20 protein-coding genes and 1 riboswitch are annotated in these 25,320 nt (G+C 41.0%); of the genes, 5 read left to right on the top strand and 15 right to left on the bottom strand.

Annotated features, from left to right (window positions below; genetic code table 11):
• Positions 1-20: 20 nt before the first annotated feature.
• Positions 21-2,234, top strand: a complete 2,214-nt coding sequence (locus HXT52_RS02620; protein ID WP_421776179.1) for a beta-carotene 15,15'-monooxygenase — start codon at positions 21-23, stop codon at positions 2,232-2,234.
• An 18-nt stretch (positions 2,235-2,252) separates the two neighbouring features.
• Here HXT52_RS02620 and HXT52_RS02615 read toward each other — a convergent pair whose 3' ends face one another.
• The 3 genes from HXT52_RS02615 to HXT52_RS02605 all read right to left on the bottom strand — a co-directional run bounded on the left by HXT52_RS02615 (position 2,253) and on the right by HXT52_RS02605 (position 5,481).
• Positions 2,253-3,443, bottom strand: coding sequence for a pyridoxal phosphate-dependent aminotransferase (locus tag HXT52_RS02615; protein ID WP_421776143.1), 1,191 nt, complete (start codon positions 3,441-3,443; stop codon positions 2,253-2,255).
• A gap of 99 nt (positions 3,444-3,542) precedes the next feature.
• The gene (gene ppgK, locus HXT52_RS02610; RefSeq protein WP_004137262.1) at positions 3,543-4,319 is read right to left on the bottom strand and encodes a polyphosphate--glucose phosphotransferase; all 777 of its coding nucleotides are present in this window, start codon (positions 4,317-4,319) and stop codon (positions 3,543-3,545) included.
• 118 nt (positions 4,320-4,437) lie between these two features.
• Positions 4,438-5,481, bottom strand: coding sequence for a glycosyltransferase (locus tag HXT52_RS02605; protein WP_410314344.1), 1,044 nt, complete (start codon positions 5,479-5,481; stop codon positions 4,438-4,440).
• 72 nt (positions 5,482-5,553) lie between these two features.
• Positions 5,554-5,700: riboswitch (FMN riboswitch) on the top strand.
• Positions 5,701-5,706: 6 nt separating this feature from the next.
• On the opposite strand from HXT52_RS02605, the gene HXT52_RS02600 reads away from it, so the two are divergent.
• The 3 genes from HXT52_RS02600 to HXT52_RS02590 all read left to right on the top strand — a co-directional run bounded on the left by HXT52_RS02600 (position 5,707) and on the right by HXT52_RS02590 (position 9,116).
• Complete coding sequence (locus HXT52_RS02600) at positions 5,707-6,285, top strand: ECF transporter S component (RefSeq protein WP_421776142.1); 579 nt, start codon at positions 5,707-5,709, stop codon at positions 6,283-6,285.
• A 48-nt stretch (positions 6,286-6,333) separates the two neighbouring features.
• Positions 6,334-8,649 carry an energy-coupling factor transporter ATPase gene (locus HXT52_RS02595; RefSeq protein ID WP_421776141.1) on the top strand — a complete coding sequence of 772 codons (2,316 nt, stop codon included), beginning with the start codon at positions 6,334-6,336 and terminating at the stop codon, positions 8,647-8,649.
• A 161-nt stretch (positions 8,650-8,810) separates the two neighbouring features.
• Positions 8,811-9,116, top strand: coding sequence for a YhbY family RNA-binding protein (locus HXT52_RS02590; RefSeq protein WP_119521168.1), 306 nt, complete (start codon positions 8,811-8,813; stop codon positions 9,114-9,116).
• Between the two features lie 52 nt (positions 9,117-9,168).
• Here the strand turns inward: HXT52_RS02590 and HXT52_RS02585 are convergent, their stop codons facing one another.
• The 7 genes from HXT52_RS02585 to HXT52_RS02555 all read right to left on the bottom strand — a co-directional run bounded on the left by HXT52_RS02585 (position 9,169) and on the right by HXT52_RS02555 (position 19,251).
• A complete protein-coding gene (locus tag HXT52_RS02585; protein ID WP_421776140.1) occupies positions 9,169-10,407 on the bottom strand; it encodes a hypothetical protein in 1,239 nt (412 codons plus the stop codon).
• A 92-nt stretch (positions 10,408-10,499) separates the two neighbouring features.
• Positions 10,500-10,997 carry a hypothetical protein gene (locus HXT52_RS02580; RefSeq protein WP_410314347.1) on the bottom strand — a complete coding sequence of 166 codons (498 nt, stop codon included), beginning with the start codon at positions 10,995-10,997 and terminating at the stop codon, positions 10,500-10,502.
• Between the two features lie 138 nt (positions 10,998-11,135).
• Entirely contained in the window at positions 11,136-12,242 is a 1,107-nt protein-coding gene (locus tag HXT52_RS02575; protein ID WP_421776139.1) for a hypothetical protein, read from the bottom strand.
• A complete protein-coding gene (locus tag HXT52_RS02570) occupies positions 12,229-13,623 on the bottom strand; it encodes a replication-associated recombination protein A (protein ID WP_119521175.1) in 1,395 nt (464 codons plus the stop codon). Before HXT52_RS02570 ends, HXT52_RS02575 begins: the two co-directional genes overlap by 14 nt.
• A gap of 77 nt (positions 13,624-13,700) precedes the next feature.
• Positions 13,701-16,229, bottom strand: a complete 2,529-nt coding sequence (locus HXT52_RS02565) for a DEAD/DEAH box helicase (protein ID WP_421776138.1) — start codon at positions 16,227-16,229, stop codon at positions 13,701-13,703.
• Positions 16,230-16,288: 59 nt separating this feature from the next.
• Positions 16,289-18,481 (bottom strand): bifunctional cytidylate kinase/GTPase Der, encoded by a 2,193-nt coding sequence (der, locus tag HXT52_RS02560; RefSeq protein ID WP_421776137.1) that lies wholly within the window; start codon positions 18,479-18,481, stop codon positions 16,289-16,291.
• Positions 18,478-19,251 carry a pseudouridine synthase gene (locus HXT52_RS02555; RefSeq protein WP_308582558.1) on the bottom strand — a complete coding sequence of 258 codons (774 nt, stop codon included), beginning with the start codon at positions 19,249-19,251 and terminating at the stop codon, positions 18,478-18,480. Before HXT52_RS02555 ends, der begins: the two co-directional genes overlap by 4 nt.
• Before the next feature lie 236 nt (positions 19,252-19,487).
• On the opposite strand from HXT52_RS02555, the gene HXT52_RS02550 reads away from it, so the two are divergent.
• Complete coding sequence (locus tag HXT52_RS02550) at positions 19,488-20,432, top strand: MIP/aquaporin family protein (protein ID WP_421776136.1); 945 nt, start codon at positions 19,488-19,490, stop codon at positions 20,430-20,432.
• Between the two features lie 3 nt (positions 20,433-20,435).
• Here HXT52_RS02550 and HXT52_RS02545 read toward each other — a convergent pair whose 3' ends face one another.
• The 5 genes from HXT52_RS02545 to yajC form a co-directional block, all read right to left on the bottom strand.
• Positions 20,436-20,753, bottom strand: a complete 318-nt coding sequence (locus HXT52_RS02545) for a hypothetical protein (protein ID WP_032841794.1) — start codon at positions 20,751-20,753, stop codon at positions 20,436-20,438.
• 140 nt (positions 20,754-20,893) lie between these two features.
• Positions 20,894-22,609 (bottom strand): bifunctional phosphoribosylaminoimidazolecarboxamide formyltransferase/IMP cyclohydrolase, encoded by a 1,716-nt coding sequence (gene purH, locus HXT52_RS02540; protein ID WP_421776135.1) that lies wholly within the window; start codon positions 22,607-22,609, stop codon positions 20,894-20,896.
• 26 nt (positions 22,610-22,635) lie between these two features.
• Positions 22,636-24,048, bottom strand: a complete 1,413-nt coding sequence (locus tag HXT52_RS02535; RefSeq protein ID WP_421776134.1) for a DUF6350 family protein — start codon at positions 24,046-24,048, stop codon at positions 22,636-22,638.
• Between the two features lie 89 nt (positions 24,049-24,137).
• Positions 24,138-24,719: an adenine phosphoribosyltransferase gene (locus HXT52_RS02530; RefSeq protein ID WP_246905270.1), complete on the bottom strand. Its 582-nt coding sequence runs from the start codon at positions 24,717-24,719 to the stop codon at positions 24,138-24,140.
• Between the two features lie 141 nt (positions 24,720-24,860).
• Positions 24,861-25,274, bottom strand: a complete 414-nt coding sequence (yajC, locus tag HXT52_RS02525) for a preprotein translocase subunit YajC (protein ID WP_410296099.1) — start codon at positions 25,272-25,274, stop codon at positions 24,861-24,863.
• Positions 25,275-25,320: the final 46 nt, after the last annotated feature.

Below are 25,320 nucleotides of genomic sequence, written 5' to 3'. Positions count from 1 at the left end.
ATGTGGTGATTACAACGTCCATGCTTAAAGACTTGCCGAAAGATTCTAGCGATACTATTTCGCACACTAGTAGGCAAACTCACAGTCGCATTATGCGCTGCGCATGGCGTTTTTTACACATTCCGCTTCTTGTTTTGCTAATAATTGCACTGTTTGAATGTTCTATTGGAAATATTCCATTTTGGAGCAGTGTTACAGGAAGTACAGATAGCGCATCTGTTCACAATTCTTTAGGAAGCGGCGTTAAACGTCTTAAATCAGGCGGTCTTCTTATAACAGACCCTTCCGAAGCATACTTAGAGGTTATTTCAGATGGAAGCTCGCCTTATATTCGTCTTCAACCTTCTCGCGTTAAAAACAAGCTTCATAAAAAGCAGCAAATTATAGACGATATTCACACGCGTGTTGAAGCTAATAGATATTTAAGCAAACCACAAAGCACAAATCCTCGAGCGCTTAACGCTTCCCTACTTAGCATTCCTGAAGAAGTAGTTGATCAGCCGTGCGTAGTTAGAGTGTGGCTTCAGCATCCGGCTGGAGCAATACTTGATATTGAGGATGCTAGAGCTAATGTTAGAGCGCCTTTTAGCTGGTCTTGGGGACGCGTAAGCATACTAATTGTTTTTGCAATACTTATAGCTTTATGGAATCCTTGGTCTAAGCTTTGGAAAATTAAACTCAACACAAGTAGCATTTCTCAACGATTCTACTTATTCGCATCATGGATGCCTTTTATAATCATTGCGCTTGCAACAATTATTTGGAATTTGCGCAATGCTACACCAATGCATTTTGATTCGCCTGGAAATTACGCTTACGATTTCGACCAGTATGCTCATACTGCTGACGCTCTTGCAAAAGGGCAGGTTCATCTTAATCTTCCTGTTCCTCACGAATTAACCACCTTGCCAAACCCGTATGATCCTATGGCTAGGAATAATCTTCTTAATCATTCAGTTCCTCACATGTACTGGGATTACGCATACTATAAGGGGCACTGGTACTCGTATTTTGGTGTTCTTCCAGCAGTACTACTGTTTTTGCCTTACCGTCTTATTACAAGCATTTGGATTCCAGGCGGAGCAATGCTTCCAACTACTGTTGCAACATTTGTGTTTCTTATTGCTTTTCTTATTTCAGGATCTTTACTTGTTATTCGCATAATTGAGCATACTGTAAAAAACGCTTCTTTAGGAACCGTATCAATTTCTTTAGCACTGTTCTTTATTAGCGCAAACACGGTTTACTTGTGGTTTAGAACATCTTTCTATTCCGTTCCAATGGCAGCTTCACTATTTTTCACATCTTTAGGATTATGGTTTTATTTCGGCGCATTTGCTAAGAGTAAAACTAATTCTTTTAGAAATATTGCTTTGGGATCGTTCTTTATAGCGCTTAATTTAGGTTGCAGACCTACTTTTGTAATAGCAGTCTTATTTGCAATTCCTGTGCTATACCCTATTTTGAAAAAATCGTTTAAAGATTTTAGTAAAGATTGGAAAAAATCTGAATATTGGAGAATTCCTTTGCTCTATGCTACAGCTTGGATTCTTCCAGCAGTAATTACTGCAATTCCGTTTGGATTGTATAATTTTCTGCGCTTTGGATCGCCTTTAAACTTTGGTAACGAGTATCAAATCACTATTACAGATATGACAACTATGCGTTTGCCATCGCAAAATATTCTGCCGTCTATTTTTAGCTATATTGCTCTGCCTTTGCGCTTAATTCCAACTTTTCCTTGGATTGGCATTCAGCCTGTTGCTTTTGACAGATGGCAGTATGCTGAGCCTATGATTGGCGGAATGTTCGTGCTTTCTCCTCTCGCATTAGTTGCATCTTTTGCTGCTTTAGTCATGAGAAAACGATGCTTGCACAAGACTTCGTGGAATATTGCTATAACTTCTTTAATAATTGGCGTATTTCTTATTGTTTTCGACAGTCTAAAAGCTGGAATTGGTTGGAGATATATTGCAGATTTTGCGTGGGCTTTTGCAATTACTGCGGTAGTTGGCGTAACTTTACTTTTAGAGCATGCAGCCTCTGTTCAAAAAGATGATTGTTGGCAGAAAAAAACTATTTCATACAGCATACGTTTTGTTGTAATAGCACTACTTTTTGCTTCGATTATTATTGCAGCACTCAGCTGGTTTGTTACAGGTCGTGAAGATAGCACTCTTCGTTTTAACCCAGACTTATGGTATTTGGTTCGCTCCTGGCTTACGCTATTTTAATAAAAGTCTTTAGCAAAACTATTCTTCACAAAGAAGAGTATCAACGGTTTTTAAAAGTGATTTCAAACCTTCAATAAACTGAGTTTCTTCCGGAAGCAAAGAAAGAGCAAGATACCCATTTACTGGCATGTCAAAATAGTATCCTGGCTGCGAAACCAAGCGATAATCTTGCATTAAGCGCAACGCTAACACATCGTCATCAATGCACGATGGCACGCGCAATAAAATATTCCAACCGCCTTCTGCACGCAAAGCACTAACACAACAATTAGGCCAGGATGCTAAAGTTTCACGAAGAGTTTTAAGATTTTTACTAACCCGGTTACGAACCTTTTGAGTCTGCAAAGAAGCATACTCTAACAACTCAGGTATGCGCTCAGAAACCGTTGTTCCAATCGGCAAAAAGTCGTCTGCAATAACATCAAGCCTTTTTTGAGCCTCGTAAACATCATCTTTAGGACCTGAAACTTCAATCCACCCAACTTTTGCGTGAGGAGCTGCAAGCATTTTAGAAAAACCATCGAGCGCAAACACGAGCGTAGACGATTCTCCAGCAAGCCTAGCGTTTGTTTCAAAAGGCTCAAGATAATAATCGTAAAAAACTTCGTCAGCAATTATTGCAACATCATTATCATGACATAATTGCAATAATTCTTTACGCTCCTCACTCTTTACGTAAGAGCCGGTAGGATTATTCGGGTTAATAAGCACAAGTGCTTTAATGCGCAAAGACTTATTTTCGATTAACTCTTTTACGCGAGGCAAATCAATAGTCCAAGAACCGTCGTAATGCAAAGGATACTGTATTGCGTTCACGCATTGCAAGCGCGCAATCGACTCAATAAGCGGGTATCCAGGAGTAGGACCAATAACAGCATCCCCAGCATCACAAAGAAGCATCATAAGCCATGCGTAAGCTTGAGATGTTGAAGAAAGTACGTAAAGCTGATCTGGATTAAGCTTTGAAGGAGTAGAAGTATTAGTGCGATTATCGCGCTTATTAATAAAGTCTGCTAACAGTTTTCGAGATTCAATAGGTCCTCTAGGATTTGCAGCATAACTTTCAGATAAACACTCAGGTGCAAGAGAATGAACAGTAGGATTAGAATCGTTTAATTTAGTAAGCTTTATGCCTTGAGACACAGCTTTTCTCTGCGCTAAAATAATAGGATTTGGCTCGCTTACGTCTACTCTTGAAGAAAATCGCACGTAACAACCCTAACACTTGGCATAAAAAAGCTGGGCAACAGATTAAACCTGCACCCAGCTTAAAACAACAACAAATAAACTATTACTATTTATTAATATTTAGTCCTGTTGCTGATTCTTCTGCATTGCGTAATAAGCTGCACCAATAATTCCAGCCTCATTATGCAAAGTTGCAACCACAATAGGAGTCTTAATATCAATATGTGGAAGGAATTTTTCGCTTACGCGGCTAACTCCACCACCAACAACAAACAAATCTGGATTGAAGTATTTTTCCATCAAACCATAGTACTTAGTCAGGCGCTTAGCCCACTTCTTATAGCCCATATCAAGCTTTTCACGAACGGAAGAAGCAGCATACTTTTCAGCATCTCCCTTACCTTTTTCAAGCTGAATATGACCAAGCTCAGTATTTGGAATAAGCACACCGTTGTAAATCAAAGCCGTGCCAATACCAGTGCCAAGCGTTGTAGCAATAACTAAGCCATCCTTATCTTTTGCTGCACCAAAACGCTGCTCAGCTAAACCAGCAGCGTCAGCATCGTTAACAACTGTTACTGGACGACCGCAAGCCTCACTAAAGACTTCAGTAACGTCAACACCAATCCAAGACTGGTCAAGATTTGCCATAAAATCAAGCTTCTTGCCTGGCTTAATTGGAGCAGGGAAAGCGATTCCAACAGGAACGTCTGCAGGAACTTCAAAATGCTCAAGCTGCTGACGAACAATATCCGCAACCGCCTGAGGCGTAGAAACTGCAGGAGTGAGAATCTTATAACGAGGCTCTGCAAACTCGCCCTTTTCCAAATTTACTGGAGCAGCTTTAATTCCAGAACCGCCAATATCGACGCCAAATGCTTGTGCAGTGTCAATCATCTCACTAACACTCCCCTCTGAATGTGTGCTGATAACAGGATATTCACAAGTATTGTATCGTATATTTATTGCGACACGCTTGCTGATTGTTAACTTCTACTTCACTTCTGCTTTATTTTTACTTCAAAGAAGGCATAGGTTTCCACGTTCCGTCATGCAAAATCTTCCTAGAAGCAAGCCAACCGGTAAATAATTTCCAAATACCGGAAAGAATATGCTCACGATCAACAGCCAACAGACGAATAATCTCTTTAGCAGCAGTTAAAGCGGTTCCAAGCGCAAACATAAACGGATGGAAATCACCATGAACCATAAAGTAGCGAGCCATAAACCCACGATTTCGCATAATATGGTAACGGTTCATATCTGAAGTTGAGTTTAGCTGACGAACTCCTGCAATATCCCAGTTTGGAATATCGCGAGTGCGACGAAGAATAATATCCGGAACAACAATAGGATTCGTAACCTTACTAGCAAGATACCCGTAAGTAGTATCATCCCAGTAAATAAAGTAGCGAGAATCCGGGAAGCCGATTTTTTCAACAATATCTCGACGAATTAAACCACCCTCGAAACACATTGTGTTCATCACACGATAACCAGCATTACCAAAAGCTGAAGGCGCAATAGGATTCGGTATACCAAGAGGAACCAAAAAATCATACTGCCAGTAGAAATTACCACCGTCGTAATCTAAACGACTTCCTTGAACAACCGAGTGGCGCTTAGTCCAAGGAGCAAGACGCTCAATAGACTCAGGCACTGTTTCAACATCATCATCCATAACCCAGAACCACTTAGCACCAAGCTCATAAGCTTTTTTAACACCAGCGCTAAAACCGCCGGCTCCACCAAGATTCTCATCCTGCGGAGCGTAAACAACGTGAGAGCAATTGCCCTCATCGTCTTTTTCTGCCTTACCCCAACGATTAGTTAAATCAGATTCAAGAACAGAAACCATTTCGCGAGTTTTATCGCTGCACTCATTGTCAACAACAACAATTCGCCAAGGACACTCGTTCAAACATTCAAAAGAATGGAACAAATTATCCAAAAGTTCCTGACGCTTATAAGTAACCACAACAACAGCAAGCTTATCAATACTCTTGCATACACTATTGGCTTTACTGTTAACAATTTTCTTTGTTCCCATATTGCTCATACTTGTATTCTCGCACCTACCCTCGCCACACAATTATTACAACAATGTTCCTAGCATGAGATACAAAAGAATAGTCAGTTTCAGGGAAGGTGAAAATCCTTACTGGCGGTAACAAAATGCGTATTTTATGCCTTTTTGAAGCCCGCGAGCGGCTTACAAGCTGCTGATTCGGTTAAATTCCGAAGCCAACGGTTACAGTCCGGATGAAAGAAACGGAGGCCCATCATGGGTATTTCTAATACTAGCAGTCATAACAATCATCAAACTAACTCTTCAAACACACGCTGGTCTAGCGAAAAAATAGCAAAATATGCGCTATTCGTAGCACTTTCAATGGCAGTAAGTTTCATAGAATTTCCACTTATTCCAGACTTTTCATTCCTAAAATACGATCCTTCAGGAATCGTGTGCCTAGTTGCAGGATTCGCATACGGGCCTTCAGCTGCAGCAATCGTAAGCATACTCGGCTTTGCGCCGCACTTGTTTACCAATCCACTCGGCACAGTTATGGCAGTGCTAGTTTCTTTAGGAGCTAGTGTTACAGCGGCAATCGTATACAAGAAAATGCATACCAAAAAAGGTGCAATCATCGCACTTTTGGTAGGCTCTGTTGTTGCAATTGCGCTCGCAATAGCAGGAAATCTTGTTATTACTCCTCTTTACGCTCACATGACTGTTTCGCAGGTTGTGGCTCTTATTATTCCAGCACTGCTACCGTTTAATATTATTAAACTTGCGCTTCACGTTGTAGTAACGATGCTTGTTTATAAACCAGTTTCTAAACTACTTCACCACAGCAAGTAAATCTTCTAAACGGCATAAACTATGCAAAATACCAGCACAAGCAGTAGTATGAACGAAGCTCAAAATTGCGCAGTTGAAAACAATACTCTAGTAGTGTTGCGAAATATTTGCTTCAGCTACGATGATGGAAAAACTTGGACGCTTAATAATCTAAGTCTTACAATTCGCTCCGGCGAGCGCGTAGCGATTGTGGGCAAAAACGGTTCTGGTAAATCAACTTTGGCAAAAATTATTGCAGGTTTAACAGCTCCAGATAGCGGCTATGTTGAATTGTGCGGCGAAAAAGTTTTTGAAAATACTACTGCTTATGCTGATGCTTACAGAAACGCGCGAAAGCTTATTGGCGCTCTGTTTCAAAGTCCAGAAGATCAGATTGTTACTACTGTTACTGAAGATGATGTTGCTTTTGGACTGGAAAATTTAAACGTAGAACAGCATAAAATGCGAAAACTTGTTAACAATGCTTTAGAGGCTGTTCACATGCAAAATCATAGACTTTCTAACCCAAGTCTTATGAGTGGCGGGCAAATGCAGAAAGTTGCTTTAGCAGGATCTATTGCAATGCAGTCAAAGCTACTTGTGCTAGATGAGCCTACTTCTATGCTCGACTCTCAATCTCGCGAAAACGTTGACACATTATTTGATGATTTGCATAAAAACGGCACAAGTATTGTGCAAATTACGCACCGAATTGACGAATGCCAGCGCGCAGATCGCATACTTCTGCTAGAAAATGGGGTGCTTCACGAAATTTGTTTAGAAAAACTGGAATCATATTTCAACAATTCTAAATCTAGTTTTTCAAAAAAAGCGCAGGAAAATATTAATAATTACGCGAAGCAAAACGAAAACATAAACAATAGCACGCATTCAAATAAAGCAATTTCAATATCACACTTAACAGTTAAATACGATGATAAATCTCCAGCTGTAATTAACGACTATTCACTTGACGTAAACGAAGGTGAAATAATTGCAATAATGGGCGAAAACGGCTGTGGAAAATCCACTCTTGCGAAAGCTTTGTGCGGACTGTTAAAAGCAGAATCTGGTTCTATAAGCGTAGAAAAAATACCTGTTAGTGGAAAAACTTCTAAAAAGAATCGTCAAAAACTTCGCGAAACTATTGGCTACGTAATGCAGCTTCCAGAACAGCAGCTTTTTGCTAACATTGTGCGCGAAGATGTTGCTTACGGTCCTAAAAATTTTGGTCTAAAAGGAGACGAACTTAAAGAACGTGTAGATGAAACTTTAAGATTGCTTAATCTCGAAAATCTGGCTGAAAAATCGCCTTTTTCTCTTTCCGGCGGCCAACAGCGTCTTGTGGCAATAGCGGGCGTTCTTGCTTTTAGACCGAGAGTACTTGTGCTTGATGAACCAACAGCAGGATTAGATTTTGAAGCAGCATCACATTTCTTGCAAATTCTTTGCGAACTGAATAATCAAGGCGTAACAATTGTTGTTATTACGCATAATATTCATGATGTAAAAGCTTTAGGAGCAAGATTAGTAACATTAAAAGCAAACAATAGTGAAAGCTTAGAAGATACAAAGAAATCATCACAAGAAACGATTACGATAGAAGAATCTTCGCAAGAAAAATCAACCTCACTACTTAGCTCTTTTGATCCAAGAATAACACTTATATCCTGCTTCATGCTCATGCTAAGCGCTTTTAGCATCACTCATTACACACAGTTAGCTGTTCTTGCTTTTGCCACACTGTGTCTAATTATTGCCGCAAAAATACAATTCATAAAACTAATTTCTTCACTACACATGCTTATTGCAGTATTTACTTTTTCGGGATTGCTGAATATTCTTGCCGTTCGCACAGGCAAAATACTTTATAAACTCGGGCCGATTATTGTAACTTACGACGGAATTAATTGCGCAATACTATTTGCCACAAGATTCTCGCTTGTAATTATTATTGGCGCAATATTAGTTATGACAATAAGCCCAACAGTACTAACCGAAGCCTGCACGTCTTTACTGTCGCCACTTAAAACTATTGGAGTGCCAACGCAGGAAATATCGCTTATTATGAGCCTAGCATTGCGATTTTTACCAACGCTTTCTAACGAGGCAGTAGAAGTTGCGCACGCTCAAACCGCTAGAGGCGGAAGCATACGGGACGGCTCGATTTGCAAACGAATCCACGCAATATCTTCGCTTATTGTTCCTGCTTTTGCAGGCGTTATTCGCCACTCAGAAACACTTTCTTTAGCACTTGACACTCGCTGCTACACGCCAAGCGCAACAAGATCGCACCTGCACACGCTGAAAGTTAACGCAAAAGATGTGCTGTTATTAGTTGTGGCCGTTGGTTTTGTTAGCACGATTATTGCAATGAGTTTATAAATGTTATACAGAATAAAATTATGCATAGCAAAATGCGCATGTTGCAATTTTGGTGTGAAATAATTCGCAATATACTGTATAATCCGTTAAGCACTTATGTAACTTATGCAATACTTTTGTTTAATTAAACTTGATTAAACTTGCATGCGAAAGGACGCCTTATGGCATTGACAAAGAAGCAGATTAAGCAGCTTCGCGCACTTGCTAATACGCTAAGCCCACTTTTATACGTTGGCAAGAACGACATTACTGATGCAGCCGTAAAGCAAGCAGACGAAACCATGCAGTACCACGAACTTATGAAGTGCGCTGTGCAAGATGGTTCCGGATTAAGCGCTAAAGAAGCAGCTGAAGCTCTTGCTCAAAAGCTTGGCGCCGAAGTCGTGCAAGTAATCGGCAATCGCTTTGTATTGTTCCGCGTATCTACACTCGACAACGTTGACCACATTATGCTTGTGCGTGAATAAATTATTTCATATGTTATCGCGCAGCAGGTCTCACGAACTTGCCTGATGTTGCTTATTTGTACTCATCCAAGCTAGGATCTAACTCCTGAATTATATATGAGCTACTGCTTAATACAGGCTGGGACCATGGAAGATTGTTTACAGTATCATACATTCCATCTGTTGCAAAAGTAACTCTCTTTCCAACATAATTCATAATCTTGTCATGATTTGGATCGTGCACAAATGCATCATCTAATATTATTACGACCCTATTCATCAAATTACTTGGAGGCCTATATCCGCACTCAGTTCCATTACAATATGACGATGCTGAGCGCGGATTATCTAAAGCAAGCACTGTGGTAGTTGGGTTATTGTTAATACGTATAAAGTCATCAAGACTAAAACCAGTATATGTTACTGGCGCACCAGGATAGTTGTATGCTTCTTCTGGAGTAAGCTGTTTTACTGTACCAGTATAAACTTGATACCCTTTTTCTTGCCATTGAAGAACTTGCTTATCGTACGCTTTTTGCTTATCGCTACGTTTATTTGAGTTGATTAGCTTATTGATACCAGTATCATCATTTATAGGGATAAAAACTGGAGCAACTACTTTATCCATTTCGCACGTATCGTTTTCATTTTTCTTAATAGGATAATCAACAACTGTAGTACTATCGTTCAGATTGTTTCCCGTAAGCGTATAAGATACTTCTTTCCATTTGAATGGAGTATCTGGGTCAAAAGAAGGACTGTTATTAGAATAATTATTATACCACTCTTCACTTTCTGGAAGATAGAATACTAAACCTTTGTGATTCCTATAAAAGAAGAGCGTTGAATGCTCATATTTATTTAATAGAGTTTTAAGAACATTATTAGGAGCAACTAGCTTATTCCCATCGTATGAAAAAACTCGCGTTGACGACACTTCCTGAGTATCGTCTGAATCATTTTTCTTAACTTCGTACGTATCATTAACCAGCAAATCAGGTATTTTGTCATCATTAATATCCCATAAGGCGTAAGTATAATCGCCTTCTGGAGCATCATTGAATGAATACTTGTGAATATTTTCAAGCACCTTTTTGTATTCTTTACCAGCTTGAGAAAGAATATCGTCCGTACTGCGAGTATGCGGTTTTGTGATAGCACTTATGGCACTACTAGCAACATGATTCAGCGAAAAACCGCTGTTTTGTACAGTGTCTGCAACAAAGCGAACATACACAACCCATGTTGTAAGCATGCAAATAAGCACAACTGTTGATACGCAATAATACAGAAAATCATTATTCTTTTTCATTGCAAACATCTCTACTTTCGCCAAGCTGCACAACAACTAATCGTCTTTATTCAGCGCAGGTTATATAAGGTTTGTACGTGTTATACGTAGATTTAGTCACCGTAATTGGAAGAAACATCTTTCATTAAACCTGCCATAAGCGAGTTGTTGTCAATGTGGGAAAGATTACTAGCATCTCCAACAATCATAACGTCGCCAGCAGTAGTCGGGAAAATTATTACAGAACATGGGTCACCAACAATAAAAATATGATTGTCATCACTCATATCGAAGGGGCTACCATTTTTGTAAAGAATGTTCTCTAATTTTTTACGATTTTTTTCAGCGGACGGAAACTCATTGAGTACGCATGATGCATCTTTTTCAAAAGCGTCGCCTGTTCCAACTTTTACGATTGCTTTAGCCCCACCAAGAGCATAGCTATGCTTTATTGGCAGATTACACTTTTCGCTAATAGCGTTAAGATCTGGCTTTATATTAAGAGCATTTCGCACGCCGCTAAAAGATCCATTGTGCTGAACGCAATAGAATAAACCGGCTAGTATTGCAATTACAACAAATCCCCAAAAGTAACTTTTAGCTTTGCTCATAATAAACCTCCATCTTAAGCGTGATACAAAATAAGCATCGCTGACTTAGTTTTCGAATCAATCAATCTCTCTTAAATGAAATTCTTAACCATGATTCTAGTCGCACGATTTGATAACGCGTAAACCTTCAGTTTACGTTTAGTCTGTAATGATTTTTAGAGCGCTGTAGCTAGGGTCATCGTAACTTGGTTCTAAGGTAAAGCATATTGAAGAAGCCTTTTTAACTGCTATAGTTACGTTTTTGCCTACATAATCTTTCATTTCTCCGGCTTTAGGTTCAACAAAGAAACGTTTGTAAACATATGTGTCAGGAACTGGCGTACCTTTGCCATCAACTCCAACAGTTATGATGGTTTTGTATGGCATATTTACTGTATAAATAATTTTTGAATCGTTGACAAAATAATAAGAATAATTTTCTAAATCTGCATCCGGCTGTGCTGTTTGCTTTACTTCGTCAATATTCATCTCTTTAACATTGCCGGTAAGAATGGTGTATCCATCATCTCGTAAATCTTGAATATACTTATTGTGTTTCTTCTCTTTTTCGCTAAGAGTCATATTATTGATGAGATTGTCTACAGGCTTAAGATTTTTAACATCAACAAACATTGCATCAAGATCGCCTACATTGCTAGGATCTGCCGAACTGCTTTCAACACTTGAATCTAATTTAAACTTATAATCTTCAGTAAGCTTGTAAGTATAACGACGAACTTTAAGCGCGTCAAATACACGATATACAACTATGCCATTGTGTTTATGATCGTACATTAATGTGTCTGAGAATTCGCCATCATTAGATTGATCTAAATCTTCAATTAACTGCGACTCAAGAATTTTTTTACCATCAAAAGAAAATACTTTAGTAAAACGCGGTTTATTATCATCGTAACCTAATTTTTTCCTTGCAGTTACAATAAGTTCTGGAATCTTATCATTATCCAAATCCCATAAATCGTAGTAATATCCGAAGGAATCTGTAACATTTTTGAACTTGTATTTTCCGTGTAGATTTTCAAGCACGTTTTTATAAGCACGACCTGCTAAAGCAAGAGCATTATCTGACTTATTTGGTTCAACTACAGCTGTTACAGCATTGTTGTTCATAACATTTTTCAGTGAAAAACCGCTGTTTTGTACAGTGTCTGCAACAAAGCGAACATACACAACCCATGTTGTAAGCATGCAAATAAGCACAACTGTTGATACGCAATAATACAAAAAAGCGTTATTCTTTTTCATTGCCAACTTCTCTACTTTCTTTAGACTCATGAAGTATATTACGAATTTGAGATAAGCGTTGAGTTAGCTCGTGCTCGTATCCACGATTCGTTGGATGGTAGTATTCGCGGCCAACAAGCTCGTCTGGCATATACTGTTGCGATGCTACAGCACCCGGATAATCGTGAGCATACTGGTATCCTTCGTGGTTTCCCCAGCTTTTCATTAGTTTCGTTGGAGCGTTTCGCAAATGAAGAGGCACTTGACCAATATTTCCAGCATCAACATCTTGCAAAGCCTGATTAATAGCATTGTAGCTTGCGTTTGATTTAGGAGCGGTTGCTACAGCAATCACAGCTTCAGAAAGAATAATGCGTGCTTCCGGCATGCCTATTAAAGCAACAGCTTGAGCTGCAGCAACAGTTACTTGCAAAATTTGCGGAGCTGCCATGCCAACTTCTTCGGCAGCAGCAATCATAATTCGTCTGGCAATAAAACGCGGGTCTTCACCAGCTCGAAGCATTCGCGCTAAGTAATGCAAGGACGCATCAACATCACTTCCGCGCATCGACTTAATAAAAGCAGAAATCACGTCGTAATGATCGTCACCATCTTTGTCGTAGCGAACTGTAGTGGTGTCCATTACGTTAGAAACAATATCGGCAGTAATAACAGGTTTCTTTTTGCCGTGCTGCAGCGCAGCATCTCCTGTTATTGCTCCTGCTGCAGCTTCTAAAATAGTAAGAGTTTTACGAGCGTCTCCACCGCTTAAGCGAATAATAGAATCTATTGCGTCGTCGTCAATTTTAAGCTGATTGTTGAGCCCATTTTCGCTAGTTACTGCGCGCTCTATAAGCGTGTGTAAATCTTCAACACTAAGCGACTCAAGTTTTACTACTACAGATCTGCTAAGAAGCGGCTTAATTATTGAAAAACTTGGGTTTTCAGTTGTAGCTCCAATAAAAGTTACGTCGCGATTTTCTACGCTTGGAAGCAGAGCATCTTGCTGCGATTTAGAAAAACGGTGAACTTCGTCAATAAAAAGTACTGTTTCTTGGCCTTTGCTAACTAAACGCTCGTGCGCACGATCAAGCACGGCACGAACATCTTTAACACCAGAAGTTACAGCAGAAAGCTCTTCAAACACTCGCCCAGACTGGCGAGCAACAATATATGCAAGAGTAGTTTTACCGACTCCTGGAGGACCAAAGAGCACAACAGAACTTGGAGCAGTAAGAGAACCTTTAGACTGCGGATTTGCAAGCCTGCGCAAAGGCGAACCTTCTTTTAAAGCATGAGATTGCCCAAGCACGTCGTCAATGCTGCTCGGGCGCATACGCACTGCCAACGGACGAGTTACATCACTCGGCGCGCTACTTGCTGCAAATAAATCCTGCTCCATAAATACCAGCTTACAATACGTATAGAACAAACGTTCGATTCTAATTGTTGGTTATAAACTAAGACAAGTTTACAACACTAGACGTGCGAAACTTGGTAATCGAAGAACACAACTTCGCCTTCATCTTGCGTTGTATCCAAATCAACAATGCCAGTAATAGCCCAATTATGATCCCCGTCAGAATCGTCGATAATCTGCCGAACTTTCCAAGAACGCTCACTTTTTTCAAGCGAATCGTCAAGAATAAATAAGTCTCCGCTTCGAGCTTTGGCGTCTATTCCAACATACTCATGTTCGTCGTAATAGTCGTCAAGCACATCATTCCACTCGTGAACTCCGTAACCCCAAGCTTTATCAAGCTCTCCTAAAGCGTCCGCATCTTCCAAATCCATAAGTTGCACACGGCGGAACATTGCATTCCTAATCAACACAATAAGACCGCGACGATCTTCAACCACAGACTCAGAAGTTCCAGGCGCAGCCGTAGTTACAGCATTAGCTTCAGCGTCCGAACCTCCTGCACTCTCCCACTCATCAACCAAACTAGAATCAATCGAGCGCACAACAAGACGAAGCCACGAAATAATATCACGCAATTCTTCGTTAAGCATGTCTTCTGGCACAGTGCGAGCAAGCGAACGGTAAGCGTCCGAAAGGTAGCGAAGAAGCGTTCCCTCACTTCTAGCAATGCCATAGCGTGAAATATATCCAGTAAAATCGGAAGCAGTTTCTACCATGTCTCGAAGAACGGATTTAGGCTTAATCCAGTAGTCGTTTGCCCAAGGCACGTCCTTGCGATACTGAGCAAAAGCAGGAGCAAGCAAATCTTCAAGAGGCTTAGGATAGCTGACTTCAGCTAAGCGCTCCATGCGCTCCTCATAGTCGATACCATCGTCTTTCATGCCAGCCATTGCAGCATCTCGAGCCTTACGCTCTTGAGCACGAAGAACAGGCTTAGGATCATCCAGAGTTGCTTCAACCATGGAAATTACGTCAAGCGCGTAGCTTTGAGACTCAGGATCTAACAATTCCAAAGCTGCGAGCAAGAACGGCGAAAGCGGCTGATCTAGCGCAAAACCTTCAGGCATTGCAACATCAAGCTCATAATCACAAGAACCGTCCGCGCGCTTTTTACATTCAATAACTTGAGTATCGAGCAAAGTTTGGAAAATATCGTCGCAACGTTCAAGCAGTTTCTCTTTATCTTGCGGCTTTTGCGCGCTATCTTCAATAAGTTTTTGCACGCGCGATCTAGCATCTCCACCTTGCGTAACTTCGTTCAAAATCATTGAGTGCGTTACAACCATATGTGGATTCAAAGTTTCTGGAGCACTTTCAATAAGCTTAGTAAATGTTGGCTCGCCCCAAACAACAAATCCTTCTGGAGCCTTCTTACGCTTAACTTTTTTAAGCTTTTTAGGGTCATTGCCAGCTTTTGCAACAGCGCGCGCATTCTCAATCTCGAACTCTGGAGCCTCGCTAACCACTAATCCTTCGGTATCAAATCCCATTCTGCCTGCACGGCCTGCAATTTGATGAAACTCGCGAGCGCGAAGTTTTCGACTACGATTCCCATCAAATTTTGTAAGAGCTGTAAGCACAACCGAGTGAATTGGCACATTAATACCAACACCGAGAGTATCTGTTCCGCAAATAACTGGCAGAAGTCCTTGTTGAGCCAGCTGTTCAACGAGCCTGCGGTAGCGTGGAAGCATGCCAGCATGATGCACTCCAACGCCGGTTCTAAGTATTCTTTGCAAGATTTTGCCAAAGCCTGTAGTAAACTTTGTGCCCTTAATTGCTTGAGCAATTTTGTCTCGCTGCTCTTTGCTTGAAACTCCCGTGCTTGCGAGCGCTTGTGCTGTTTCCAGAGCTGCGTCTTGCGAAAAATGAACTACGTATATTGGCGTTAAACCCTTGTTAAATAAGAGTTCTACAGTTGTAGCAAGCGGCTTATCGGTGTACTCGTATTCAAGAGGAATCGGTCTTGGAGCGTTAGCAATAATATCAACGCTTCTTTTTGTTGATTTTTCTAAGCGTTCCGCAATATCCGATACGTCTCCAAGAGTTGCGCTCATAAGTAAGAATTGCGTGTTTGGAAGCGTAAGTAGCGGCACTTGCCAAGCCCATCCGCGCTCTGGGTCTCCGTAGTAGTGGAATTCATCCATTGCAACGCAACCGACTTCAGCATTTACACCTTCACGTAAAGCTTGATTTGCTAAGATTTCCGCAGTGCAGCAGATTATTGGAGCATCCGCGTTAATATGCGAGTCGCCAGTAATCATACCAACATTATCTCGCCCAAAAATAGCAACCAAGTCGAAGAATTTTTCGGATACAAGCGCCTTAATTGGTGCAGTATAGTAGGAGCGCCTGCCTGTGACGAGTGCCGCAAAATGCATTCCGAGAGCAACAAGAGATTTTCCAGAACCTGTTGGAGTGTTTAAAATAACGTGGTCTCCTGCAAGCAAATCCATAACGGATTCTTCTTGATGCGGCCACAAATCTACATGTTTGTTATCTTTAACCCAATCAACAAATGCTTGAAAAATCTCGTCTTCGCTAGCATGATGCAAATCAAGAGCTAACTCGCCCAATTCAGTCATACTACGCTCCTACTTTACTTACGCTTTAATCGTGACTTTACTTACGACCTAATTACGCTCTATTTGCGCTTCTTTTTATCTCGCACTTTTACGGAGATTTGAATAGGAGTTCCTTCGAATCCAAACTCTTCGCGAAGAGATCGCTCAATAAAGCGACGGTATCCGTGCTCTAAGAAGCCTGTTGCGAATATTACAAAACGCGGAGGGCGAGTGGACGCCTGGGTTGCGAACAAGATTCGTGCCTGCTTTCCGCCTCGCAAAGGATGCGGATGAGCAGACTGAATACGCCCTAAGAAAGCGTTAAGCTTACCCGTAGGAATACGCTTATCCCAGCTATCTAAAGCTGTTCTCATGGCACGAGAAAGGCGATTCGTATGCCAGCCTGTTTTTGCAGAAAGATTTACGCGCTCAGCCCAAGTAACACGATCAAACTCAGTCTTCCACAAGCGTTCCATGCGCTGCCTTGAAAACTCGTCCATCAAATCCCACTTGTTAAACACAAGCACGATTGCACGACCTGCGTCAACCGCTTGGCTCATAACTTTTAGATCCTGCTCCGCAATCGGCTGGGAAGAATCAAAAAGAATCAACGCAAGCTCCGAACGCTCAATCGCAGCCTGCGTGCGTAGCGAAGAATAATATTCTGCACCAGTAAGTTTATGAGGTCTGCGCTTAATACCAGCCGTATCAATAAACAGCCAGTCTTCGCCGTCAACTCGCACAACCTCATCAACAGGGTCACGAGTAGTTCCAGCCAAATCGTTTACAACAGCGCGCTCTTCGTGAGCTAAATGGTTCAAAAGAGAAGACTTACCAACGTTTGGTCTTCCTACTAAAGCAACCCTACGAAGACCTTGTGGAGTTAAGAATCCTGAAGTTTTATTCGCTTTTTTCAAAGAATTGAGCGCCGCATCAAGCAAATCTCCAACGCCTCTACCGTGCATTGCAGAAATTCCGTACGGCTCTCCCATTCCAAGCTTCCAAAACTCTGCAGTCAAGTACTCGCTTCTAGCATCGTCAACCTTGTTAACCGCTAAAGTAATAGGTTTTCCTGCAGCGCGAAGCATTGAAACAATGCGCTCGTCGGTGGCTGTTAAACCAACTTGACCATCAACAAGGAAAATTACAGCGTCACTTAAACGCACTGCTACTTGAGCCTGCTGAGCAATCGAAGAATCAATTCCTTCAACGTCTGCTTCCCAGCCGCCAGTGTCAACAAGCTTAAAGTTAGTTCCAGCCCACTCAGCATCGTAACTTACGCGATCCCTTGTAACGCCCGGAGTATCTTCAACAACAGCAACTCTGTGACCCAAAATACGGTTTACAAGCGTTGATTTTCCAACGTTTGGTCGGCCTATAACGGATATTACACCAACTGCTTTAGAATCTTTTTTCTCGTCACTACTTGCAAAATCTCCGCTAAGAAGCGCGCGGTCTTCATCGTCAAGATCATAGCCTTCAAGATTTGCAGCGTAACGGTCGTACTCGTCCTGCTCAATAGCAGCATCAACAATTTCAACAAGCGCGTCAAGAGTCTGCTCAAAAGTCAAATCTGAATTATCGAGAGTTGTAACACCATCAGCAGCCTGAAGAAAACTCGTAACTTTAGCATCCTTAGCGTCGCGAGCACGAATATCGTCTTCCTCAGAAGATTGATTATTTTGCAAACTTTCTTTAGAAATCTCCTGCTTGTTTCTGCGAGCTTGACGAACTTCTTCCCTTGCAGTAAGAAGCACTCGAACTTGCGCATTAGGAGCTACAACAGTAGTAATATCGCGGCCTTCTGCAACAATGCCCTCACCTTTAGAGAAAGAATCATCAGCAGATTGCGCAGAAATATATGCGCGCTGCGCTGCAATAAGCATGCGACGAACTGCAGGAATAGAAGAAACAGTAGATACAAGCGAAGAAACCTCAATAGAGCGCAACTCTTCGCTAATATCCTCACCTTCGACAGTCACCACAGGATTTTTAGGATCCACGCTAAAGTCGGCATTACTTTCAGTAAATAATGCTCCAACAGCTTCAACAATTTGGTTGAAACGTTCAGCGTCTGCAGGATTCGTCGGCCGACCTTCATCATCTAAAGAAAGCTGAGTGCTTAAGTCAATACCTTTTTGCATGCACCACCATGCAGCAGCTCGATACATTGCCCCCGTATCTAAATACGCAAAACCGTAGTATTGCGCTAAAGCGCGAGAAGTAGAAGATTTACCTACTCCTGCTGGTCCATCAATTGCTACACAAATCACAGGCCAACCTCCTTAGAAAGAGAACGCACTTCTGTTTGAGAAAGCACACGATACGATCCCGCCTTCAAATCACCCAATTTAATAGGGCCAATTTGCGTACGAACCAAGCGCTTTACAGGGAATCCAACAGCTCCGAAAATTCTACGCACAATGCGATTCTTACCAGAATGCAACACGACTTTTACCATGGTTGTGTCGTGATTTTGGTCGATTATTGCGCAGCGGTCGAGCTTAATCCAGCCGTCTTCCAGATTTACGCCTTGAGAAACCAAGCGCCTGCAAACCATGCCGTTGATTTTGCCTTCAAGCGTTGCAATATAAGTTTTTTCAACCTCATACTTTGGGTGCATAACATGCTGGCTTAGCTCGCCATCGTTGGTCATTAAAATAAGACCTTCCGAATCGTAGTCCAAGCGACCCATGTGGAAGATTCGCTCGTACTTGTCTCCCACAATATCTCTTAAAGTAAAACGACCTTTAGGATCGTCCATAGCGCTCAAAACTCGCTTAGGCTTATGCAATGCGAGAGTTACGAGCTTCGTGTTGAACTTTACTCGAGATCCATCAACGCGCACTTTCTGACGCTTCGGATCTACGCGAGTACCAAGTGTTGTAACCAATTCGTCGTCTACTTCAACACGCCCATCGAGAATAATCTCCTCACATTTGCGTCTTGAACCAAATCCCGCCTCAGCAAGTAGCTTCTGCAGTCGAATGGCGTTTTTGTCATCTGAATGCGCCCCATCGGCGCGGGAATATGCGTTTGGCATCGTTCTCCCAACGTGACCTCATGAATTGTTTAACAAAACATGCGCAAATAAGTTATTCTTAAGCGCTAAATCAAACAATTCTCTATTACTATAATTTTTCTATTACTTTTGCAATTGTGATAAATAAGAAAATTACCACTTTTTCTATGCTACCGTATGGCATGGCCGTGATACTATAGCAGTTGTTTTAATAAGTTGCAAACTATACAGCAACACGTATTAAAGTAAGGAAAACTATGATTGAAGCACCAGAAACAGCTTCTAAAGAAGCTAAAAGCGATTCCCCACTTGCTATTAAAATAGCAACCGAGTTTATTGCTACAGCGCTATTAATGTTCACAATTTACACTTTTTATTCACTATCAACAGCAATGTACGGCATTAATTTGCTTATGATTGCAGTAGGCACAGGCGTTGCGTATGCTGCAGCAATTTCTATTGCATCCAAAGTTTCTGGCGGACAACTTAATCCTGCTGTAACTATTGCATCCATGTTTACAGGACGCACATCGTATTTAGAAGGCCCTTGCTATATTATTGCGCAAGTTCTTGGATCCATTTTGGCAGCGGGCGCTTTTGTGTTCATTTTGCCTCAAACAAAAATGGTGAAAGATGCTAACTGGTTCGCTCCTGTTGTAAACGGTTTCGAACAAGGCTCTATTTCTGCAACGCAGCTAAAGAGCGTAAACTCTTCCTTCGGTGTTATTACAGCCTTATTGGTTGAAGTAATCGCAGTTGCAATAATTGTTGCTACAGCAATGAATTACACAAAAGATAACGGCAAGACCAATTGCGGCTATTCCACTCACATGGGTATTGCTTACGCAGCTGCAACTCTTATTACCTACCAGATTACAGGTTCGGGTCTTAATCCTGCACGTTCTACAGGCATTGCGATTTTTGCAAACTTTAAAGAACTTGAAGTTAAACCATTAACTCAGTTGTGGGTTTTTTGGATTGCTCCAATTTTTGCAGCCGCTCTTGTTGGTTTTATTATTCTTTTAACAAAGCTTCTTGCTGTTTCGGAAGATAAAACTTTAGCAGGGTTTGAAAATGACACTAACGCTTTGTATAAAAAGCATCATGCTCTATCCAATATTGAAGAGCCTGATGCTAAATACAGCGAACATGAAATCAATATTGATTTCGATAAAACTGCTGAAGCAAACCAAAATAATTAGCTTTTACAGCAATAATGAAATTGAAGCATAAGTTATAAATAAACCAATGCCTAGCGCAATACTTATGAAAGAATCAAATCTAACAGATCTGACCTTCCAAGGACTGCGTTGACGCATTAATAAACGAATAACACCGAGAGTAACAGCCGTCACAGCAACAACAACTGTGGCGGCTGTTGCGTATCCAAGAAAAGCTAGTATTGCGCTTGTTGCAACAATAGCTGCAACAATCCACTCAGCGTAAGGTTTTCCTTCAGACTTTTCCGAAACATACGGATGTTCAGTTTTACTATCCTTAGTCTGCTGCTCGCTATTTGTCATACTTGTATAATACATAACTTGCAATAATAAAACACAAGTTGTTTTACAGAAAAACAAAAATGCAGCGCTTGAAGTTATCAAACGCTGCATTTTTAGAATATGAATTTACTTATTTTACTTACTTACTAAATTACGAGAATTTAGTGGAAGAAGTGACGAGTGCCAGTTACGTACATTGTTACCCCGGCAGAACGTGCAGCTTCGAACACTTCCTCGTCGCGAATAGAGCCACCTGGCTGAACAATTGCACTAACGCCCGCTTCAATAAGAATCTGAGGACCGTCAGCAAACGGGAAGAACGCGTCGGAAGCTGCAACAGCTCCCTTAGCACGCTCAACTCCGTCAGCCAAAGTGTTAGCGCGTTCAACAGCCAAATGGCAAGAATCAACGCGATTAACCTGACCCATGCCAATGCCAACAGTAGCATTGTCGTGCGCAAGCAAAATAGCGTTAGACTTTACGCAACGAAGCGAGCGCCACGCAAATTGCAAGTCGCGCAATGTATCAACGTCTGCAGGATCACCGGAAACCAAAGTCCAGTTTTCTGGATTGTCTCCAAAAGCGTCAATCTTATCTGCCGACTGCACTAAAGCACCGCCGTCAATAGGATGCACTTGCAAATCCAAAACAGGCGGAGTTGCAACCTTAAGAATTCGAAGATTCTTCTTCTTAGTGCGAAGCAATTCCAAAGCTTCTGGCTCATAGTCTGGAGCCACAATAACCTCAGTGAAAATTGGTCGCACACTTTCTGCCATTTCCAAAGTCACTGTGGTATTAGCGGCAATTACACCACCGTAAGCGCTTACAGGATCGCAAGCGTGAGCCTTTTTATGAGCTTCAGCTGCAGTAGCTCCAATTGCTAAGCCACAAGGATTATTATGCTTGCAAACAGCAACAGCAATTTGTGGAGCAAAATCCCAAACCGCACGCCAAGCAGCATCAGCATCAACATAATTGTTGTAGCTCATTGGTTTTCCACCAAGAAGCTCAGCTTGAGCGAGTCCTCCCTTATGCAATGGGTCAACATACAATCCAGCCTGCTGGTGAGGATTCTCACCATAGCGAAGCTCGTGTTCCAAACGCCAGGTGCGCGTGTAGTTTGAAGGAAGCGAAATGCATTTCTTTGCTTCTTCAGTATTGCTTGCAGCATTGTTTTCTGCGTTGCTTTCAGTATCTTCCTTAATTGCGCTAAGACTTTCTGGCTTTGGCCATGCGCTTGTAGTCCACTGAGAAATAGCAGCATCGTAAGCCGCAGTATGCTCAAAAGCTTTTGCAGCAAGATACTCACGCTCTTGCAAACTAAAACCTTCTCCGGAAATAATACGGTCTGCAAGAAGCTGGTAGTCTTTAGGATCCGTAATAACTGCAACAGATTTGTGATTCTTAGCAGCAGCCCTAATCATAGAAGGTCCACCAATATCAATTTTTTCAATAATAGAATCTCGATCTGCGCCGCTCATTACCGTATCCACAAATGGGTAAAGGTTAACAACGACTGCATCAAACGGCTTTATATTAAGATTTTCAAGCTGCTTTACATGATCAGCATTATTCATATCCGCTAAAATTCCTGCATGAATATGCGGATCTAAAGTTTTTACCCTACCATCTAAGCTTTCTGGAAATCCAGTGACTGCAGAAACTTCAGTAACTTTTACACCAAGTTCTATAAGCTTTGACGCTGTTGAACCGGTAGACACTACTTGAGTACCTGCCTGAATAAATGCTTTAGCAAGAGTTTCAAGTCCTTCTTTATGAAAAACAGAAACAAGAACTCGTCTAACCGACCTTCCCCCTGTGGTTATCAGAACATTTGCATTTGATTCTTGGCTATGTGTCTGTTGCACGGCGGTCATCCTTCCTAAAAATAGTAGTGAGGAATTTATTTTATTTTGGTCTTTGATGAAACCGTTCTAGGAGCGGCTTTTTTCAAAGACAAAGGTGATTTTCTTTGTATTAATTCGGTATCTGTTTTATTTGTATTATCTTCTGCAGGATCAGAAGTAGTTTCAGTTTCAACGCTAAGAGTTTTGTTTTGCGCAGAATTTTTATTAAGCAGCATAGCAAAAAGATAACGAATTGCCCAAGATAGCAATATTCCAAGAACTGAAATAAGCCATGCTGCGCAAACAGCATAAAGAGTAAGATGACCTACAGCCCTTGTGCTTTCAACAATGTCAACTCCTACAAAAGAAAGCCTGTACTCTCCTAAAGATCCGTTTGCTAAAGCAAAAACAATAGTAAAAATAATTGTTATTAAAGAAGCAATGCAAATGCTTACTGCAGCTGACTGAGCTAAGCCCATAGCAAAAGCTTTAAGCTCTTCTTTATCTTTAATATTTTTTAAGCGCAATCCACAACCGCGCTTATGCAATATTGCTAAAAGTATTACAGCAAAACAAATTATTGGAATAATGCTCAATATTGCGTTTCGGTATAAAGAGTCGGATACTGATTCAGGAAATATTCCAAAAACTGGCACTGGTGGCAAAGATTTGTGCGTTGAGGAAACCAAAGTAAAATGCGCAACTTTGCCAATACTAAATCCTGCTCCACAAATCCAAGACAAAGCCCAAATAGCTATATTTGGCAACCATACTATGCATGCAATTGACGTAAGAATACGCGAACCATTTTGCATACCGAGTTTTATGAAGAAAGAATTAACAGAACCAATATTCGTGCAGCACCAAACTATTACAGTTACTAAAGCTACAGTCGAGTATATTGCAAATAAAATAACTGCCGAGCGTTTAATTACGCGAATATTTTTTTGCACAAATTCAGGACACGTTTGCTTATAAAGCTGCTTAAAAGTTTTATAAACTAAGCTGCGTGGGAAAACAGCAATAAACAAAGATATTAAGTATATTAAAGCTGTTTTGAAAATAATAACAGGAACAGAATCAACCAAAGTTATATGCGTATTTTGTGAAAGAATTACGTTAATAGCAACCCAAAATACAGTACCTGTTACGTATGCTGTAGAGCCGCCTTCAACTTTTCTAATTAAGCTAGCAAGGGAGGCTATTAGCAAAATTGTTAAGCCTAAAGGAGTTATTGTTAGCACACAATTGTCAAAAGTAAGACCAATTCCTTGAGCAAACATAAATACAGCCCAAGTCATAGACATTGCGGAATCAGAAAGATTACCAGTTCCTTCTTCAATAGAAACTACGAGTAAAGTAAGAGATAAGAAAAGTCCTATTGTAAGAGAAAAAACAAAAATTACAATAAACGGAGTAATTACACCTTTAGATACGCTGATTAAGGATGACTTAAGTTTTTCAACCATAGCTTCTCCTTTCAGTACTATTTCAAACGTGTAAAACTAATATTAGTAAATAATTCTACTGCTTTAAATTGTTTATATTTTGCTAAACTCTACGCGGGCATAGTCATTAAACTGCTGCACGGATAATCATCTAAATCGTTCATTCCACTAATGCCAGTAAGTTCAATCACAAAGCTAAATCCTGCAACTTGCCCTTTAGCTTTTTTAACAATATTTGCGGCAGCTTTTGCTGTGCCGCCGGTTGCAATAAGATCATCAACAATAAGAACACGCTGGCCAGGTTTAATAGCATCATTTTCGATTTCAATACTAGCCTGACCGTATTCAAGCATATAAGATTCGCTAATAACTGGAGGCGGAAGCTTACCAGCTTTACGAATAGCAAGAAAACCTTTGCCTAAACGTTCTGCTAAAAGTGGGCCGAAAAGAAAGCCGCGAGCTTCAAGACCTGCAATTAAGTCGATTGAATCAGGCTCAGTAGGCAAAGCGTCTACTAAAGAGTCAACAAGAATACGAGAAGCGCGTGCGTTAGAAAATATTGGGAGAAAATCGCGGAATATAATATGCGGATTTGGGAATCCCGGAACGGTACGAATTAATGAAGCAAGATAATCGGAATCATCTTTACTCACTGTTTTCAACGATTTTACTGTAATATCCGTTGTTGTCATAATCCTAACGTTCTTTTCTTCGCAAGATGTGTTACTGGAATATGGAAAAAATCTGCATATTAGCGTGATGCGCGAAGCAAAAACTTCACACATCACGACTTAAAATTTTTAATTATAAATTTTACTAAAAGCTTTATTTTTTCACTCTGCAGTATTTGCAGTATTTTCAGCTTCTACTGATTCTGAAGCTTGTGCATCTTCTGCAGATTCTGCATTAGATTCAGCTTCGTTAGCTTCACTAGCTTCGTTAGCTGCAGCTTCTTCGTCGCTAATAAACGCAGGGCGCACATACAACCTGTTTACAGCTCTAAAAGACACGCGCATTAAGCTACCTTCAGAATCAATAACGATTTCTTCGTACTGCATATCTACGCTTACAATCTTGCCAATAATTCCGCCGATTGTAATAACCTCAGTACCTGGCTGCAAAGATTCATGGAATGAGCGCATTTCATTCTGACGCTTTTTAGCATTGCGAGTTTGGAACCACATCATAACAACCATTACTACGATAAGCGCAATAAGAAGACCGTACTGCTGGAAAAATTGAGGCACAATAAACTCCTTAAGTGTCCAACCATAAGACAGCCGAAATGCCGTC

The sequence above is a fragment of the Gardnerella sp. KA00288 genome, assembly GCF_049244085.1.
GTDB classification, from domain to species: domain Bacteria; phylum Actinomycetota; class Actinomycetes; order Actinomycetales; family Bifidobacteriaceae; genus Bifidobacterium; species Bifidobacterium greenwoodii.
This window is presented reverse-complemented; position numbering and strand designations above follow the sequence as displayed.

Coding starts and splice junctions, on each gene's coding strand:
- purH (WP_421776135.1), bottom strand. CDS start 22,609: ATGACCGCCGTGCAACAGACACATAGCCAAGAATCAAATGCAAATGTT.
- HXT52_RS02545 (WP_032841794.1), bottom strand. CDS start 20,753: ATGACAAATAGCGAGCAGCAGACTAAGGATAGTAAAACTGAACATCCG.
- HXT52_RS02535 (WP_421776134.1), bottom strand. CDS start 24,048: ATGGTTGAAAAACTTAAGTCATCCTTAATCAGCGTATCTAAAGGTGTA.
- HXT52_RS02570 (WP_119521175.1), bottom strand. CDS start 13,623: ATGGAGCAGGATTTATTTGCAGCAAGTAGCGCGCCGAGTGATGTAACT.
- HXT52_RS02605 (WP_410314344.1), bottom strand. CDS start 5,481: ATGAGCAATATGGGAACAAAGAAAATTGTTAACAGTAAAGCCAATAGT.
- HXT52_RS02575 (WP_421776139.1), bottom strand. CDS start 12,242: ATGAAAAAGAATAACGCTTTTTTGTATTATTGCGTATCAACAGTTGTG.
- HXT52_RS02585 (WP_421776140.1), bottom strand. CDS start 10,407: ATGAAAAAGAATAATGATTTTCTGTATTATTGCGTATCAACAGTTGTG.
- HXT52_RS02565 (WP_421776138.1), bottom strand. CDS start 16,229: ATGACTGAATTGGGCGAGTTAGCTCTTGATTTGCATCATGCTAGCGAA.
- HXT52_RS02590 (WP_119521168.1), top strand. CDS start 8,811: ATGGCATTGACAAAGAAGCAGATTAAGCAGCTTCGCGCACTTGCTAAT.
- HXT52_RS02600 (WP_421776142.1), top strand. CDS start 5,707: ATGGGTATTTCTAATACTAGCAGTCATAACAATCATCAAACTAACTCT.
- HXT52_RS02550 (WP_421776136.1), top strand. CDS start 19,488: ATGATTGAAGCACCAGAAACAGCTTCTAAAGAAGCTAAAAGCGATTCC.
- HXT52_RS02555 (WP_308582558.1), bottom strand. CDS start 19,251: ATGCCAAACGCATATTCCCGCGCCGATGGGGCGCATTCAGATGACAAA.
- HXT52_RS02595 (WP_421776141.1), top strand. CDS start 6,334: ATGAACGAAGCTCAAAATTGCGCAGTTGAAAACAATACTCTAGTAGTG.
- ppgK (WP_004137262.1), bottom strand. CDS start 4,319: ATGATTGACACTGCACAAGCATTTGGCGTCGATATTGGCGGTTCTGGA.
- HXT52_RS02530 (WP_246905270.1), bottom strand. CDS start 24,719: ATGACAACAACGGATATTACAGTAAAATCGTTGAAAACAGTGAGTAAA.
- HXT52_RS02580 (WP_410314347.1), bottom strand. CDS start 10,997: ATGAGCAAAGCTAAAAGTTACTTTTGGGGATTTGTTGTAATTGCAATA.
- HXT52_RS02620 (WP_421776179.1), top strand. CDS start 21: ATGCTTAAAGACTTGCCGAAAGATTCTAGCGATACTATTTCGCACACT.